The 14,584-nt window shown below is 57.0% G+C and carries 15 protein-coding genes and 1 pseudogene; 11 read left to right on the plus strand and 5 right to left on the minus strand.

The annotated features are described in order from the left end of the window. Nucleotides 1-95: 95 nt before the first annotated feature. The 7 genes from TZ03_RS03430 to TZ03_RS03460 are packed head-to-tail and all read left to right on the plus strand — an operon-like array spanning nt 96 to nt 5,852. Nucleotides 96-602 (plus strand): PilL N-terminal domain-containing protein, encoded by a 507-nt coding sequence (locus TZ03_RS03430; RefSeq protein WP_051095734.1) that lies wholly within the window; start codon nt 96-98, stop codon nt 600-602. Next, on the plus strand, nt 599-1,270 hold the full coding sequence (locus tag TZ03_RS03435; protein WP_051095735.1) for a hypothetical protein: 672 nt from the start codon (nt 599-601) through the stop codon (nt 1,268-1,270). Before TZ03_RS03430 ends, TZ03_RS03435 begins: the two co-directional genes overlap by 4 nt. Nucleotides 1,271-1,280: 10 nt before the next feature. Further along, nucleotides 1,281-2,000: a TIGR03759 family integrating conjugative element protein gene (locus tag TZ03_RS03440; protein ID WP_051095736.1), complete on the plus strand. Its 720-nt coding sequence runs from the start codon at nt 1,281-1,283 to the stop codon at nt 1,998-2,000. Continuing rightward, a complete protein-coding gene (locus TZ03_RS03445; RefSeq protein ID WP_051095737.1) occupies nt 1,982-2,536 on the plus strand; it encodes a glucosaminidase domain-containing protein in 555 nt (184 codons plus the stop codon). Before TZ03_RS03440 ends, TZ03_RS03445 begins: the two co-directional genes overlap by 19 nt. Continuing rightward, nucleotides 2,533-2,952: an integrating conjugative element protein gene (locus tag TZ03_RS03450; protein WP_075045781.1), complete on the plus strand. Its 420-nt coding sequence runs from the start codon at nt 2,533-2,535 to the stop codon at nt 2,950-2,952. The genes TZ03_RS03445 and TZ03_RS03450 overlap by 4 nt, the downstream gene beginning before the upstream one ends. A gap of 9 nt (nt 2,953-2,961) precedes the next feature. Next, the gene (gene traD, locus TZ03_RS03455) at nt 2,962-5,088 is read left to right on the plus strand and encodes a type IV conjugative transfer system coupling protein TraD (protein WP_051095738.1); all 2,127 of its coding nucleotides are present in this window, start codon (nt 2,962-2,964) and stop codon (nt 5,086-5,088) included. Between the two features lie 35 nt (nt 5,089-5,123). Then, nucleotides 5,124-5,852: a TIGR03747 family integrating conjugative element membrane protein gene (locus TZ03_RS03460; RefSeq protein ID WP_051095739.1), complete on the plus strand. Its 729-nt coding sequence runs from the start codon at nt 5,124-5,126 to the stop codon at nt 5,850-5,852. 424 nt (nt 5,853-6,276) lie between these two features. Here the strand turns inward: TZ03_RS03460 and TZ03_RS03465 are convergent. Continuing rightward, nucleotides 6,277-6,591: pseudogene (locus TZ03_RS03465) on the minus strand (integrase); the annotation flags it as partial. Between the two features lie 211 nt (nt 6,592-6,802). Here TZ03_RS03465 and TZ03_RS03470 point away from each other — a divergent pair. Beyond that, nucleotides 6,803-7,420, plus strand: a complete 618-nt coding sequence (locus TZ03_RS03470) for a hypothetical protein (RefSeq protein WP_051095740.1) — start codon at nt 6,803-6,805, stop codon at nt 7,418-7,420. A 194-nt stretch (nt 7,421-7,614) separates the two neighbouring features. Here the strand turns inward: TZ03_RS03470 and TZ03_RS03475 are convergent, their stop codons facing one another. The 4 genes from TZ03_RS03475 to TZ03_RS03490 all read right to left on the minus strand — a co-directional run bounded on the left by TZ03_RS03475 (nt 7,615) and on the right by TZ03_RS03490 (nt 10,616). Beyond that, nucleotides 7,615-8,319 carry a hypothetical protein gene (locus TZ03_RS03475; RefSeq protein ID WP_051095810.1) on the minus strand — a complete coding sequence of 235 codons (705 nt, stop codon included), beginning with the start codon at nt 8,317-8,319 and terminating at the stop codon, nt 7,615-7,617. 306 nt (nt 8,320-8,625) lie between these two features. Beyond that, nucleotides 8,626-10,002, minus strand: coding sequence for an AAA family ATPase (locus TZ03_RS03480; RefSeq protein WP_051095741.1), 1,377 nt, complete (start codon nt 10,000-10,002; stop codon nt 8,626-8,628). Nucleotides 10,003-10,186: 184 nt separating this feature from the next. Further along, on the minus strand, nt 10,187-10,393 hold the full coding sequence (locus TZ03_RS03485) for a hypothetical protein (RefSeq protein ID WP_051095742.1): 207 nt from the start codon (nt 10,391-10,393) through the stop codon (nt 10,187-10,189). Between the two features lie 13 nt (nt 10,394-10,406). Then, a complete protein-coding gene (locus TZ03_RS03490) occupies nt 10,407-10,616 on the minus strand; it encodes a hypothetical protein (RefSeq protein WP_051095743.1) in 210 nt (69 codons plus the stop codon). A gap of 155 nt (nt 10,617-10,771) precedes the next feature. Here TZ03_RS03490 and TZ03_RS03495 point away from each other — a divergent pair, with 155 nt between their 5' ends. From TZ03_RS03495 to TZ03_RS03505, 3 genes are all read left to right on the plus strand, one after another. Continuing rightward, entirely contained in the window at nt 10,772-12,208 is a 1,437-nt protein-coding gene (locus TZ03_RS03495; RefSeq protein WP_051095811.1) for an IS1182 family transposase, read from the plus strand. A gap of 407 nt (nt 12,209-12,615) precedes the next feature. Next, nucleotides 12,616-13,749, plus strand: a complete 1,134-nt coding sequence (locus TZ03_RS03500) for an aminotransferase class V-fold PLP-dependent enzyme (protein ID WP_051095744.1) — start codon at nt 12,616-12,618, stop codon at nt 13,747-13,749. Between the two features lie 20 nt (nt 13,750-13,769). Then, nucleotides 13,770-14,321: a YdeI/OmpD-associated family protein gene (locus TZ03_RS03505; protein ID WP_051095745.1), complete on the plus strand. Its 552-nt coding sequence runs from the start codon at nt 13,770-13,772 to the stop codon at nt 14,319-14,321. Nucleotides 14,322-14,584: the final 263 nt, after the last annotated feature.

The following is a 14,584-nucleotide window of genomic DNA, read 5'->3' on the forward strand; positions in this document are numbered from 1 at the left end:
CCTCGACGGAAATCTGGCTGGCAAGATTCGGTTTTCCAGTGGGGACCCGTCCGCACTTTCGCCAAGGTATCGGCAACTTTTATCGAGACCTGGTCATGCACAGCTCCCCACTCCCCGTCCTCTGCCTGATAATCGCACTGGTTGGCTGCAACACCCCACCACCGGCGCCCACGCCTGCACCAGCTGAGCCACCGCCCTCCTCGCCCAAGCCGAAGCCTTCGATACCGGCTTGGGTCCGCCAGGACCGCTACACCTTGGTCAGTACCCGACCGACGCTGGAGCAGCGCCAGCCCCTGTACCAGCTCATCAACGTGCAGATCGCCCCTGCCCTGCACGCGAATGTCGGCGAAGCCCTGCGCCACGTGCTGCAGCGTTCGGGCTACTCACTCTGTCCCGATAGTGGGGTGGTGGATCGGTTGTTCCGCCGTCCCCTGCCTGCCGTGCACCACCGCCTCGGCCCGATCGCGCTGCTGGACGCCTTGACCATCATTGGTGGCCCGGCCTGGCGGCTCGACATTGATCCGGTCGACCGGACCGTGTGCTACGCCCTGCGCTTGCCACCGCCCGAATCACCCTTCTCGGCCCTGGAGATTGCGCCATGAAGGTTCAGCACTTTCAGGCCCTGGTGATCGGCGCGCTGTGCCTCGGCGCCGCCGTGCTCGCCGCCGAAACGTACAACCATCACCAGCAACTGGTCGAGCTCCAGGCCACCGCCCGCGATACCCCTGCCGATCCTGCCCCGGCTCTACGCCGCGACATCGATGCACTGAGCAATACGCTCGCGACGCTCCAGCCGCAGGTAGCAGCGCTGGGCGAGGCGCAAGGCCAGAGTGCCTCAGCGCAGGCAGGCCTCAGCCAGCAACTGGCTGATCTGAGCGCTTCACTGAAAGTGCTTCAAGCGACACCCCGTGGTCCGAGTAACGCCGATTTGACCAGACTGGAACAACGACTGGCCGCGGTTGAATCGGCGATCGAGAAACTGTCGACGCCCGCCGCTGTACCAGCGGCCGCCATCACACGACCGGCTACGGCCACCGGCCAGAAAACCAAGGCCAAATCCCCGGCGCCGCCCTTCACCCTGCTTGGGATCGAGATCCGGGGCGCCATTAGGTTTGTGGCAGCCCTGCCCGCCGGTGCGCGGTCATTGTCGGCTGTGCACCTGCTGCAGCCCGGCGACAGCCTGAACAACTGGCAGTTGCGTACGATTCGCGAGGACCAGGCCGTGTTCCACGTCCCGGGGCATGGCGACCGCACACTATCTCTACCGTGAAGAGGTGCTTATGGCTCGGCTCTTCGTCCTCTCCCTCATCCTGCTCCCCGCCGGCCTGCTGGCAGACTCGGCATGGAGCGCGCCGACGCTGGTCGACTCTGCCCCGCAGTACAGCGAGCAGACGCCACTGGACCAACAGCATTCCGCTGCAACTCAAGCCAAGGCCTGGGGGCTGACCGATGACGAATGGGCCATGTTCAAGCGCCTGCAGGCCGGGCCTCGCCACTACTGGTCGCCCCAACTCGACCCGCTCACCACCCTTGGCGTGGAGGCCAACTCAGACCAGGAACGACAGCGCTATGCCGAGCTGCAGGTCCGCCTCGAAGCCAAACGCGCCGAACGCGAGTTGGCCTACCAGAAAGCCTACACCGCCACCTGGGTGCGCCTGTTCCCAGGAATGCTGCCTGTGCAGGGCATGGCCGACGACGCAGCGTCCACGAGCAACAGCCGCACGGCCCTGTTCGTGGAAGAACAATGCCCAACCTGTGTGACCCGTACCCAGCAGTGGCTGCGTGCCGGCGCACGCCTGGACGTGTACCTGGTCGGCAGCCAAGGCGACGATGCGCGTCTGCGCCAGTGGGCGCGTGGCGCTGGCATTACCCCCGCCCAAATCAGCGGCGGTCAGGTGACCCTCAACCACGACCGCGGTCGCTGGTTCGCGCTGGGCGCCAGCCGCCCGTTGCCGGCACGCTTCCAACAGGTAGACGGAAAATGGCAGCGGCTCGACTGATCCTCGCCCTGGCCTTGACCGCGGTCAGCGCTGTCCAGGCGGCCGCCCTGCCGCCGCCAGCCTATCAGTTGGCCGCCGCGCGGGCCGGTATCCCCGCCTCCGTGCTGTTCGCCATCGCCTTGCAAGAAAGCGGCACGCCGCTGCGCGGTCACCTCATGCCCTGGCCCTGGACCTTGAATGTTGCCGGCACGCCGCAGCGCTTTGCCAGCCGCCATGAAGCCTGTGCCGCGCTTCGCCTGGCGCTCTCCGACCACAACCCCAAGCGCATCGATGTCGGACTGGGACAGACCAACCTTGGCTACCACCCGGACCGCTACCCCAGCGCCTGCGACGCCCTCGACCCACGTGAGAACCTGGCCGTCACCGCCGACCTGTTGCGTGCGCACTATGCTGACACGGGCGACTGGGTGGTGGCGGCCGGCCGCTATCACCGGCCAGCCGGCGGTGCACCCGCGGCGCGCTATCGCAGACAGTTCAGCCGACACTGGCAGCGCATCCAGGCGGTTGCGTCTTTTCCTGGAGGGAGACAGCCATGAACCGCTCATGCCCGGTGGCGCTGGTCATCTGTCTGTCGTTACCGCTCGCCGCGCTCGCCACTCCGAGCATGCCTGCCGATCCCAGCAAACTGAAATGGGTGCTGCCGGTGCGCAGCGAGCGCCTCACGCCGGGTACCGTGCCGCCTAGAACGCTGGACCTCCCCGCCATCACACCGCTGTTCCTGGTCGGGCATGACCTTGCGTCCCTGGAGTGGTTGTCCCGCCATGCGCAGGTTCTGCGGGACCTGGGCGCCAGTGGACTGGCGGTCGAGGTCACCGACGTCCAGGCCTTGCGCCGCATCCAGGCGGCAGCCCCTGGGGTGAACATCTGGCCGGTGAGTGGCGACGACATCGCCGAGCGGCTGGAGCTGCAGCACTACCCCGTGCTCATCACAACCACCGGCCTGGAGCAATGAGGAAACATCATGGGCGATCACGCGATGGAATCCCTGCTGCGGCCAGCGGTGGAGCTGTACACCGTGGGCATCTGCGCCGGTGCCGGTGCCCTGTGCCTGCACTCGCCCTGGGCAGTGGCACTGTCGCCCGAGGTCGGCGCCGGGATGGCCCTGGCCTACACCGCGTTCGGCCTCAAGCGGCTCAATGAGGCACGAATCGTCCTGCGTTATCGGCGCAACATCCGACGCTTACCGCGCTACTCGCTGACCAGCCGACAGATTCCGGTGAGCGGCAAGCGCCTGTTCATGGGCCGCGGCTTTCGCTGGACCCGCCTGCATACGCAGCGCCTGCTCGAGGCGCAGGACCCGGCGCTGGCCCGCTACGTCAACCAATCAGCCGCCTTTCAATGGGCACGCCGAATGGAGCATGCGCTGGAGAAGGCCCCTCCCGGGTTGTCGCTCCTGCCCCGCCTGACCGCATGGAACAGCCCGTTCAATCCGGTGCGTCCGCTGCCGCCGGTCGGCGGCTCACCGTTGTTGCATGGCGTCGAGCCGAATGAGCAGGAGGTCTCGTTGCCATTGATCGAACGCGTGGGCCACACGTTGGTACTGGGCACCACCCGGGTAGGTAAAACACGTGTGGCCCAGGTTTACATCACTCAGGATATCCACCGGCCCACTCGGGAAGTGGTGATCGTCTTCGATCCCAAGGGCGATGCCGAGCTCCTCACCAGCATGTATGTGGAAGCGAAACGAGCTGGCCGCGAGAACGAATTCTACGTCTTCCACTTGGGCTGGCCGGAGATCTCCGCACGCTACAACGCCATCGGCCGCTTTGGTCGGATCTCCGAAGTGGCCACACGAATCGCCGGCCAACTGAGCGGTGAAGGCAACTCCGCAGCGTTTCGTGAGTTCGCGTGGCGCTTTGTCAACATCATCGCTCGCGCCCTGATCGAACTGGGCCGGCGCCCGGACTACCTGCAGATCCAGCGGCATGTGGTAAACATCGATGCGCTGTTCATCGAATACGCCCAGCACTTCTTCGCCCGCCATGATCCGCAGGCCTGGGAAGCGATCGTGCAGATCGAGGGTCGCCTCACCGAAAAGAACATACCGCGGCACATGATTGGCCGGGAAAAGCGCGTAGTCGCGATCGAGCAATACCTAACCGCCAAACGCATCTTCGATCCGGTGATGGACGGCCTACGCTCAGCCGTGCGTTATGACCGCACCTACTTCGACAAGATCGTCGCCTCACTCCTGCCGTTGCTGGAGAAGCTCACCAGCGGCAAGACGGCGCAACTGCTCGCCCCCAACTATACCGACCTGGCCGATCCACGGCCTATCTTCGACTGGCTGCAGGTCATCCGCAAACGCGGCATCGTCTACGTGGGCCTAGATGCGCTGTCCGATGCCGAAGTCGCGGCCGCCGTCGGTAACTCGATGTTTGCCGACCTGGTTTCCGTGGCCGGCCATATCTACAAGCATGGCATCGACCACGGCCTGCCAGGCTCCTCCAGCGCGGCGGATAAGGTCCCTATCAACCTGCACGCTGACGAGTTCAACGAGCTGATGGGCGACGAGTTCATTCCGCTGATCAACAAGGGCGGGGGTGCCGGTATCCAGGTCACCGCGTATACCCAGACCTTGAGTGATATCGAGGCGCGCATCGGCAGCCGGGCCAAGGCCGGCCAGGTCATCGGTAATTTCAACACCTTGCAGATGTTGCGGGTGCGGGAAACCGCGACGGCGGAATTGCTGACCAATCAACTACCCAAGGTCAATGTACAAACGCGTACCCTGGTCTCCGGCGCGACCGACACCGCGGACCCCGATGCTCACACGGACTTCACCTCATCCTCGCAAGACCGTGTCACCACCACCGCCGTGCCGCTGATCGAGCCCGCACACATCATCGCCCTGCCCAAGGGCCAGATGTTTTCATTCCAAGAAGGCGGGCAACTGTGGAAGGTACGGATGCCGCTGCCCAAACCGGCCAGTGAGGATGCCATGCCAGCGGACCTACAGACCCTCGCTGCACGCATGCGCGAGTCCTACAACGCCAATGCGGGTAACTGGTGGACCAGCGCCGGAGGTGCGCCGACGGTCGACTTCGATCCCGAGATGCCACCGCCTGGACGTAGACGTGCCTCGTAAGCGGCCCGGCAACAATCGAGTCCTGCGGAGCCCGTATGCCCACCACCCCACCCAGCCAACCTCCGGCACAACGACGTCCGGGGCTCATTTTCGGTACGGTCGAGCTATGCCTAAGGCTACTGGGCCTGCTGTTCGCCGCGCTGGTGTTCTCCATCGTGCTGGAGTTCGCGGGCATGCTGTGGTTCTGGCCGGAACAAGGCTGGCATCACAGCCATGCCATGTGGCAGACCGAACTCGGCTGGCTCAGCAGCCACTTTAAGAGTTCGTTGCTCGTCCAAGAGCCGGCGCAAGCGACCGCGAAAATTCTTGAGCACCTGAACGACTGGGTCGTGGTCCGCTCCGGATGGGTGCAATCCGACGCCTACTTGAAGCTGCTCAGTCGCGAGGCGTCGCTGCAGGGGCAGTTTGCCCAGGTTTACGTTGTGCTACAGGACTACCTGTTGGCAGCCCTGTTTACAGTCTTCACTTTCGTGGTGCGCCTGGCCGTCCTGACCCTAGCTATGCCCATTTTTCTGCTGGCCGTTATTACCGGTGCTGTCGATGGTTTGATACGACGCGATCTGCGCAAATTCGGGGCGGGCCGGGAAAGCAGCTTTGTCTACCACCGAGCGAAACGGACATTGCCTTCGCTGATGGTGAGCCCCTGGGTAATTTACCTTTCTCTTCCCTGGTCGCTCAACCCCAACTGGGTGCTGCTGCCATGTGCCGTACTGCTTGGATGGATGGTGGCAATCACAGCTGCAACGTTCAAAAAATATCTTTGAGCGTCCGCTATCGACCCAGGCTGTGTGAAAACGCTTGGCACGATCCGGCTGGTTAGAAAACGACCAGAATTTCGCGCTCCTGCGCGAAATCTGGGTTAGCTGAATAACCAAGCCATTTCAGATTTCACGTACGCTCGCGCTCTTCAGAGACCCGTTTGGGTTTTCACACAGCCTGGACCCATAGCAGTCGGTGATGACAGGCAGAAATTGACCAGAAGCGGTTACAGGGAAAAATCAGGGTCTGCTCAGACAGCATTTACTGCGGTAACTTTTGAGGCTGATAATGCCGGACAGCACCGTTCTCGTTGATCAAGCGCTCGCCCCTCGTCGCCTCTACCAGGCGAACAAACCAAAACCAGCAATCCTCACGGCCATAAGGTACTGCATCAATAATTTGGAGAACCTCCTGCCGGGAGTAAGCTCTCCAGGCCTCTAGAGCCACCCGCGTTTGCTCAGTAAACTCAAATTGCACTGGTCGCTGGGTTTTCTGCTGGATCACTATTGCTCCCGATGACACGTGCTCCCCATGCGCAACGTCGCGTACACGAAGCTTGGTCAAATCGCAGGCTCGTAGTTTGCTGTCGATGGCCAGATCGAAGAGAGCTAAATCACGAGTTTCCTCCGCGACTTGGAGCCTTACCCGAATGGCCCAGATATCGTTGAGTCGGAGCGGGGCTTTCTGCCCGACCAATTTTCCTTTGTTCCAAGGTTGATGGCTGTTGGTAGTAATGGTGCTCATGGCTTGTCCTCCACGTGAGGGAGGACAAGGATGGTCAGCCCGATCCAGGGGCGTTAACCGATCCATATCGGGCAGTGTTTCTTCATTCCGACAGATTAGCGATGCTTTGGCCTTTCAACGCGTATGAGTGCCGTAAAGCGTGGAGTCGAGATCGATGTCGTGATACTGTCAATGCGACATCATTCAACTCATCCAAAACGCGAAGGCGAAAATGACATCTGCTATCGAAACCGGTCGCTTCAAAGCCAAATGCAAAGCAAAAGAAACGTACATTGTTATTGAAAAAACAAAAGAAACCAAAGAGCCGAGAGGTCGTGGCGAGCAGACTGTAATCACCTTGCAAAAAACGTACTTCCTGGAAACAGAAGAGAAAGTCAACAAGCTCAACAGTACGGATTTTCTGATAATAAAAAAAGACCTTGTAATACGTAAGGTGGAGCCCTTTATCAGCAAGGCTATTGTCACTGACATTAAAACTCTTTTTGATGGGCTTAAAAATTTAGCGCTATGCCTTGCTATGCTTCTAGCGCTGCCAACGATGCAGGTAATGGCAGCTTCAACTTATGATCATCGCTGGTTTACTGTAGGCTTTATCTGGGCTGGTTTGGCGATGATTGTTCTGCTCATTCTGTATAATTTCATATGGCTTTATTCAACCATGGAGGGCAAACTAAAATCAAAATTTTTGAACAGCATCTCTAGGACCGTAGCTATTCTAATTACACTATTTACTTTCTTTTGCGCGACAGTTATCACGTACCCAAAATTGATCCTGTCCCCATCCGGTTCGGACGCCATTATTGACTTGGTGAGAGCAATGCCAAAATGAATCTCTACCATCTTGAATAAACGCTGCTCTAAACTCAAGAATATCGTTGAAAAATCACTAGGGTTCGCAAGTGGCCGGTTACCAGTGACTTCTTTCAACCCATAACGGCCCTTCGCGAGTCGTAATTCTGACTTTATACCATATTTGTGGAAATGGCATGTTTGGGAACACTGCTGTATCAGTATGGGTTGAGGTCAGCTTTTCGAGCATCCGGGAGTATCAGACCGTTTGTAGGGGTAGAACAGGCTCTCTGTCGTTATGCTCTTGAGGCCCTGTTTTGGCAGCTGTAGCGTCCGAAACGTAACTCCTGACTTGTCACATTTTTGCAGTTGGAGCAGATACAGCATGTCTTCCGACTCGGCGACCTGGCATCCCTCATACTGATCAAGATTTGTATAGACTACCCGACGTTTAACACATTCTGATGCCTGCTTCAGCGCTGCTGAGCGGCCATCGTCTGAGGGTAACCTTACCAACAAGAACCAAGCAAAAGTCAGCAGGCCAGCGATTATGCAGATCGCTCCAACACATACGGCCATCCCGCGGTTTTCGATCGCACGATTGAGAGCATGGGCAATCCATTTTGGGAGTTGCTGGGGCTCGCCCGGCATTTCTCTGGTTTTCTCCAGGAGAAATAAGAGGAAAGCGACGATTCCGACTAGGGCCATGCCAAAAGCCAAAGCCCCGATGTAAGACCCAACTCGGGCAGCTCCGTAGGCAAGGATTTCCTGACCGCCGATGCCCAGCCGCTCGATAGCTACATCCATTGTCAAGTAATACTTCTCAAGGTATGCGTACCCACTGAGCGTGAATGCTCCGACCATGCTAGCGATGAGTAAGGCGGCTTCGATTCGCAAGTATGGCCTGATTCGTTTTGGGCTTGCGTCTTGCTTGGCCATGTCGGTCAAATCGTCGCTCCTGAAAAATTAATTAGAGGGAGAATTGTACCTCAGGCTTTTCATCAATCGAACGAGTGACTTCCACTTTATGCTCAAGATATGCGGTCGACAGATTGAGAGGGAGGCTGTGGGGTCAGGTTTCTAATGTCCACTTCTGGCGATTGCAGCCCTTCGTAAGCAGCCATTTACGAACAGCTGCTTTCGACCCAAGCTGCCAGTCGGAAGGCTCCGATCATCAAGCTAGTATTGCCACTTCTTGCGAAGGCACAGTGCATTGACCATTGGGAAAAAAGCTAAAAATAGTGCTTAGCCCTTTTTGTCATCCTTAAGGCCAATACCTACAGGAACGCTTGATTGAAATCGACGATAGCTGCCCATGGGACTAGGTCGTGGATTAATCAGCTGTTTAGGTACTTTAGCTTCATCCATCCAAAGTTGAACACCATTAGTTTCCGCCAATAGCCTCACATAGCCCCGGAGCATATTTTCACTGAACTGATACCAGCCAGTACGATTGTCGCTCATCTTTTTCAGTACTGAGCCGTGGCTTGGCTTGGTTAGCGTATTGAGGCGCTGGCTGAATTTCTTGCGATCAATAGGAGTTAGCGTCTCCTGTGGGTTAGCATGATTGAGATCGCGAATAATTCGTTCGTACGACGCATAGATACTGTCGGTTTTGCGATGCAAAATTGACGTATCTGCACAGGCCCACAATGCATGGTGAAAATCTTGACTATGTCTAGTTGTCGCTAGGTCATACGGCTTGCGGATATGTTCCTGAACCGTTTCCACCGCCTTTTTTAGCGCTTCATTGTAATGAGAGAAATTAGCAAGCTGCAACGTCTCTGGATCATCGTAAATCGCCCATAGTAGATGCTCTGTGATTAGGTGGACGTAGTAAGGGAAACCGTCGCTGATGCCAGCGACCCGATATTTTATCTCATCGTCATAGTCGATATTGAAGGCTTCGAGTGCCTCTACCAAAATGTCCCAACGAGAGTCCCAGGAAATCGGCGAAAGCTGTATGGGGAATAGCTGACGAATGCTGGACTGGTGCCCGCCGAGGACATCGTCTAGTGACGCTGCAATTCCGCTAAAAATGATAGGAACGTAGATGCCTGAGTCCCCCATCTTTTTCAAGAACTCGGCAAATTTGTACCTTTCCTCAGCTTCTTGGATTGCATCAAATTCGTCAATGACTATGATAGGTCTTTCCGAGTGTATCTCTCTGATGTCAGATATTACACTCAATGCTTGTTCCATGTTACATACAGATGGCACATCAGGCTTGGATGAGGACTTGGCAAGGATCTCGAAATTAAAAAACTTAAGATTAATGCCAGTTTTGGTTTGAATTTCCTTGCCATCTAAGTTTTCGACTAGGCTTGCGGCAATACTCTGCATAATCTCATAGAAAGTACTCGTGCGCGTACACCCGATCTGGATAATGTCTGAGTCAGAGGACTGATATTGCAAAGCAGCGGTCTGTGCGAGAGATGACTTACCGATACCGCGATCACCGTAGATGAACATGTGACGGCCTTTGGCAAACAAAGCACGACGTATTTCCTCAAGCTCCTTATGCCGGCCTTTAAGCAGCTCAATGGAGCTAATCGGCTCTGCTGGACGTACATGCTCGTGCACGGTGGTGCCAAACTCTTCCTCTGAGTAGCCTTCAATCATTGCAGTTTTCTCGCTGTGATTATCTTGCAGGGTCGGTGTAGCTTGCAGGTATGCCGCATGATATCACTTTGGACACTGACGCATCTTTCGCCACATACCCGAGACGGATCAGCTAGCACCGATGGGCTGCAATGGGCCGAAAGCCGCCTTTCGCAGCACCTAGCGCCTCCAGAGCAACTGCCGCTCAATGAGTTGTTCTGCCGCTCTTGCCGAAGGCCTTCATCTGGTAGTCGGTTACAGCCTGGAAGAGAGACTCAGCAATCAAACGCAATCTTTCCACTTCGATTGCAGGCGCGCCTGCATCCTGAGCCTCATGGTAGTGGCGCATTGCCTCAACTGCCTCGATGTACGCAGGGTGGTCGGGCGGTAATATCTCGGGCAGCTTGGACATCAGTGCTCCAGCGTTAGTGAGTAGACTCGGGCAGGCTGCCAGTTTCCAGCAACTGGAAATCTACCACCGCGTGATAAAGCGAGTCCGCCAGCAGTTTAAGTCGCTCGATTACCTCCACAGGTGCCCCGCCCTCTTCAGCTTCGCGATGCGCCCTTATCGCTGCAAGGGCTTCGCGTAGCAATGGCTCTCCAGCTTTGGCCATGCCTTCTAAGGTTCGCTTCATGATCCACCCACTCCACTGAGTTGAATCATTATAAGGCGCTAGCGAAGGGATGATGACTTGAAAACAGTCAGCAACGGCAGCTATCGACCCAGGCTGTGTGAAAACGCCCACGGTTGTCTAACCTTCTGACCGTCGTGATCGTGGCGGGGGCAATCATGAAGCGGTTCATCAAAGGTGAGGTTCGGACGCAGGTCGCATTGCTGCCGGAGTGCCTGGACGACTACATCACCGATGAAAACCTAGTGCGAGTGGTCGATGTCTTCGTCGATGAACTCGACCTGGGCGCGCTCGGTTTCGCAGGCGTCGATCCGGTAGCAACAGGTCGCCCGGCCTACCATCCAGCGGTCCTGCTGAAGATCTACATCTACGGCTACCTAAACCGCATTCAGTCCAGCCGCCGGCTTGAGCGTGAAGCTGAACGCAATGTCGAGTTGATGTGGCTCACTGGGCGTCTGGCTCCAGATTTCAAAACCATCGCCGACTTTCGCAAGGACAACGGTAAAGCCATTCGCAGCGTCTGCCGTCAGTTCGTGATTCTCTGTCATAACCTCAATCTGTTCTCTGAATCGATCATTGCCATCGACGGCAGCAAGTTCAAAGCAGTGAACAATCGCGACCGTAACTTCACCCAGACCAAGGTGAAGGCCCGTATGCAGCAAATCGAGCAGAGCATTGAGCGCTATCTGACAGCGATGGATTCGACAGACCGGGCAATGCCGGAAGTGGCCGTGGCCAAGGCCGAGAGACTGAAAGAGAAGATCGAAACGCTGAAACAACAGATGCAGAAGCTCAAAGACATTGAAACGCAGCTACTTCAAAGCCCAGACAAACAAATCTCTCTCACAGATCCCGATGCCCGCTCCATGTCAGTTGGCGGTCGAGGCAGTGGCACCGTTGACTATAACGTACAAACGGCCGTTGACGATCAGCACCATCTGATCATTGCGCATGAGGTGACGAATGTCGGTCATGATCGCGGCCAGTTGAGCAACATGGCGAAGCAAGCGCGTGACCAAATCGGTGCTGAATCGCTGACGGTCGTTGCCGACCGGGGCTATTACACAGGCACGGAAATCGTTGCATGTGAGCAAGCTGGAATCTCGCCCTTCGTACCGAAGCCACTGACCTCTAGCAGCAAAGCCGAAGGTCGATTTGGCAAGCAGGATTTCCTGTACGTCTCGACATCGGATGAGTATCGATGCCCTGCGGGACAATTACTGACCAAGCGTTACTCAACATGGGAAGACGGGATGCTGATGCATGTTTATTGGTTCTCGGGCTGCCAGTCCTGCGCAATGCACAAGCAATGTACGACGGGTAAAGAGCGGCGGTTGAAACGCTGGGAACATGAAACGGTCCTCGACTCGATGCAGGTTCAACTGGAGCACGATCCAGGGAAAATGAAGGTGCGCCGCCAAACCGTCGAGCCCCCATTTGGAACGCTCAAGTACTGGATGGGGGCGAGCCACTTCCTGACCAGAACCCTGCCAAGGGTCAGTACTGAAATGAACCTTCATGTGCTCGCTTACAACCTCAAGCGAATGATGAGCATCTTGGGCATCAGGGGGCTGCTCGAAGCGATCAAAAGGTGAAATGGTCTACTGAGGCGCTGTCCCCAGGAACGACTCATACCGGGCAGATGCCCCCTTGCGAGGCTAATTGAGCTAATTCACGCAATCTCCTGCCAGTTTTGCAAACGACCCTAGATCCTCCCCCCTCAACACGTTCAGCGCGTTTTCACACAGCCTGGGCCGAAAGCCGCCTCCTGTAGAAAGCATGAATACCGCCACTCGCCCGCAAAGGCAGTTGTGGGAACACATGACCAGCTAACTGTAGGAGGTGCCTGTAAGGGCCTCATCGCCGGCGTACCGGCTGAGTTATCCCGTCATCTGCCCCCAGAGTCGACAGAAGTCGCAGCTCAATCCCAAGTAATCTTGTCATTTGCAATCGCTTAGGGCAGGGTCGATACCACGGACATCTCTGCCAAAGGAGTCACACCATGTCAAAGATATATCCCGATATCGATCCTGAGGGACTGGTCGAGTACTCGGTGGTCTACACCGACCGCTCGCTCAACCACATGTCGCAGTCGTTTCAAGGTGTGATGAAGAACATTTCCAGCACCCTGAAACAGGTCTACAACGCCCAGGCTGTTGCGGTAGTCCCCGGCAGTGGCACATTCGGCATGGAAGCGGTGGCGCGCCAGTTCGCCAACGGCCAGCAATGTTTGGTGATACGCAACGGCTGGTTCAGTTACCGCTGGAGCCAGATCCTTGAGATGGGCAACATCCCGGCGGCCACTACGGTGCTAAAAGCCCGACCGGTCGACACGGGGCGCCAGGCTGCCTACGCTCCGCCCCCTCTGGACGAAGTGCTGGCAGCCATTGAGGCGCAGAAGCCGCAGATTGTCTTCGCCCCCCACGTTGAAACGTCATCAGGGATCATCCTGCCCGATGAGTACCTGCGGGCCGTAGGCGACGCCGTGCATGCGCAGGGTGGCCTGTTCGTGCTGGACTGCATCGCCTCAGGCGCGCTTTGGGTTGATATGCAGAAATGCGCGGTCGACCTGCTGATCAGTGCACCGCAGAAGGGCTGGAGCGCCTCTCCTTGCTGCGCCCTGGTGATGCTCAGCGCTTTGGCCCTCAAGCGCATCGAGCAGACGCAAAGCAGCAGCTTCGCCTGCGACCTGAAAAAGTGGCTTCAGATCATGCAGGCTTATGAACAGGGTGGACATGCCTACCATGCGACCATGCCCAGCGACTCCCTCGCGCGATTTAACGAAGTGATGAAGGAGACGCAAACCTACGGTTTCGACAAGGTCCGCGACGAACAACAGGCCCTGGGTGATCGGGTGCGCGCAATGATGACTGGCAAAGGTATCAAGAGCGTGGCCGCAGCCGGCTTTCAGGCCCCAGGCGTAGTGGTGAGCTACACCGATGATGCCGACATCAAGAGCGGTAAGAAGTTTGCCGACCACAATCTGCAGATCGCCGCCGGTGTGCCGTTGCAATGCGACGAGCCGGCCGACTTCCAGACCTTCCGCATCGGTCTGTTCGGGCTCGAAAAACTGCACAACATCGATCGCACGGTCAACACCCTTGAGCAGGCACTGGACGAGGTGATGGTTAACTAGGCTCAGTTGGAGGACTTGCAATGACAACAAACGATGTGAAGTCCCGATTCGAAGCAAAGCTTCTTCGTCCGGCAAAGCCCGGTGATGATACGTCGTGGGCTTTCGCAGTCCTTCCAAGAGACGCGAGTGAACGGTTCCCGAGGCGAGGAAGGACGACAGCCGAAGGCACAATCAATGGGCACCCTTTCCGGGCAACCCTTGAGCCCGATGGTCAACTGAGCCATTGGCTGAAGGTAGGTCGCGAGTTACTCGACGTCGCAGGTGTGGCCGTTGGAGATATCGTTACCCTCGAGCTAACCCCTGTGAAGAAGGAACCCGAGCCTGACATCCCGGCAGATTTTGCGGAAGCACTGACAGCCTCGCCTGAGGCTCGTAAAGTTTGGAACAATACAACGACCATCGCGCGCGTAGACTGGATCCACTGGATTACTTCAGCGAAGCAACTCAAGACACGCGAAAAGCGAATGGGTGATGCCTGCGATATGCTTGCAACCGGCAAGAAGCAGGTTTGCTGTTTCGACCCGTCCGGCTACTACAGTAAAGCCTTCCGTGCACCCGAGGGAGAAAATTAACCCAGGACCGGCAAAACCGACCTTTTGGTTTAATTGAGCTGAGTGTCTGCATAGGGTCGAGGCTGTGTGAAAACTTCGACGGTGCTCAGACTGGTTAAAAAACAACCTAAAAATCGCGTTCTTACGTGGATTCTGGATCTGTTGAGTAGCCAGACTTTTTCAGAATTCGCGTAAGAACGCGTTCTTCGAAATGGTGTTGGGGTTTTCACACAGCCTGGGTCGAAAGCAGACGTTCGCAGGACGGTCCCGGACGCCCATAGGGC

The sequence above is a fragment of the Pseudomonas sp. 10-1B genome (assembly GCF_000935045.1).
Taxonomy (GTDB): domain Bacteria; phylum Pseudomonadota; class Gammaproteobacteria; order Pseudomonadales; family Pseudomonadaceae; genus Aquipseudomonas.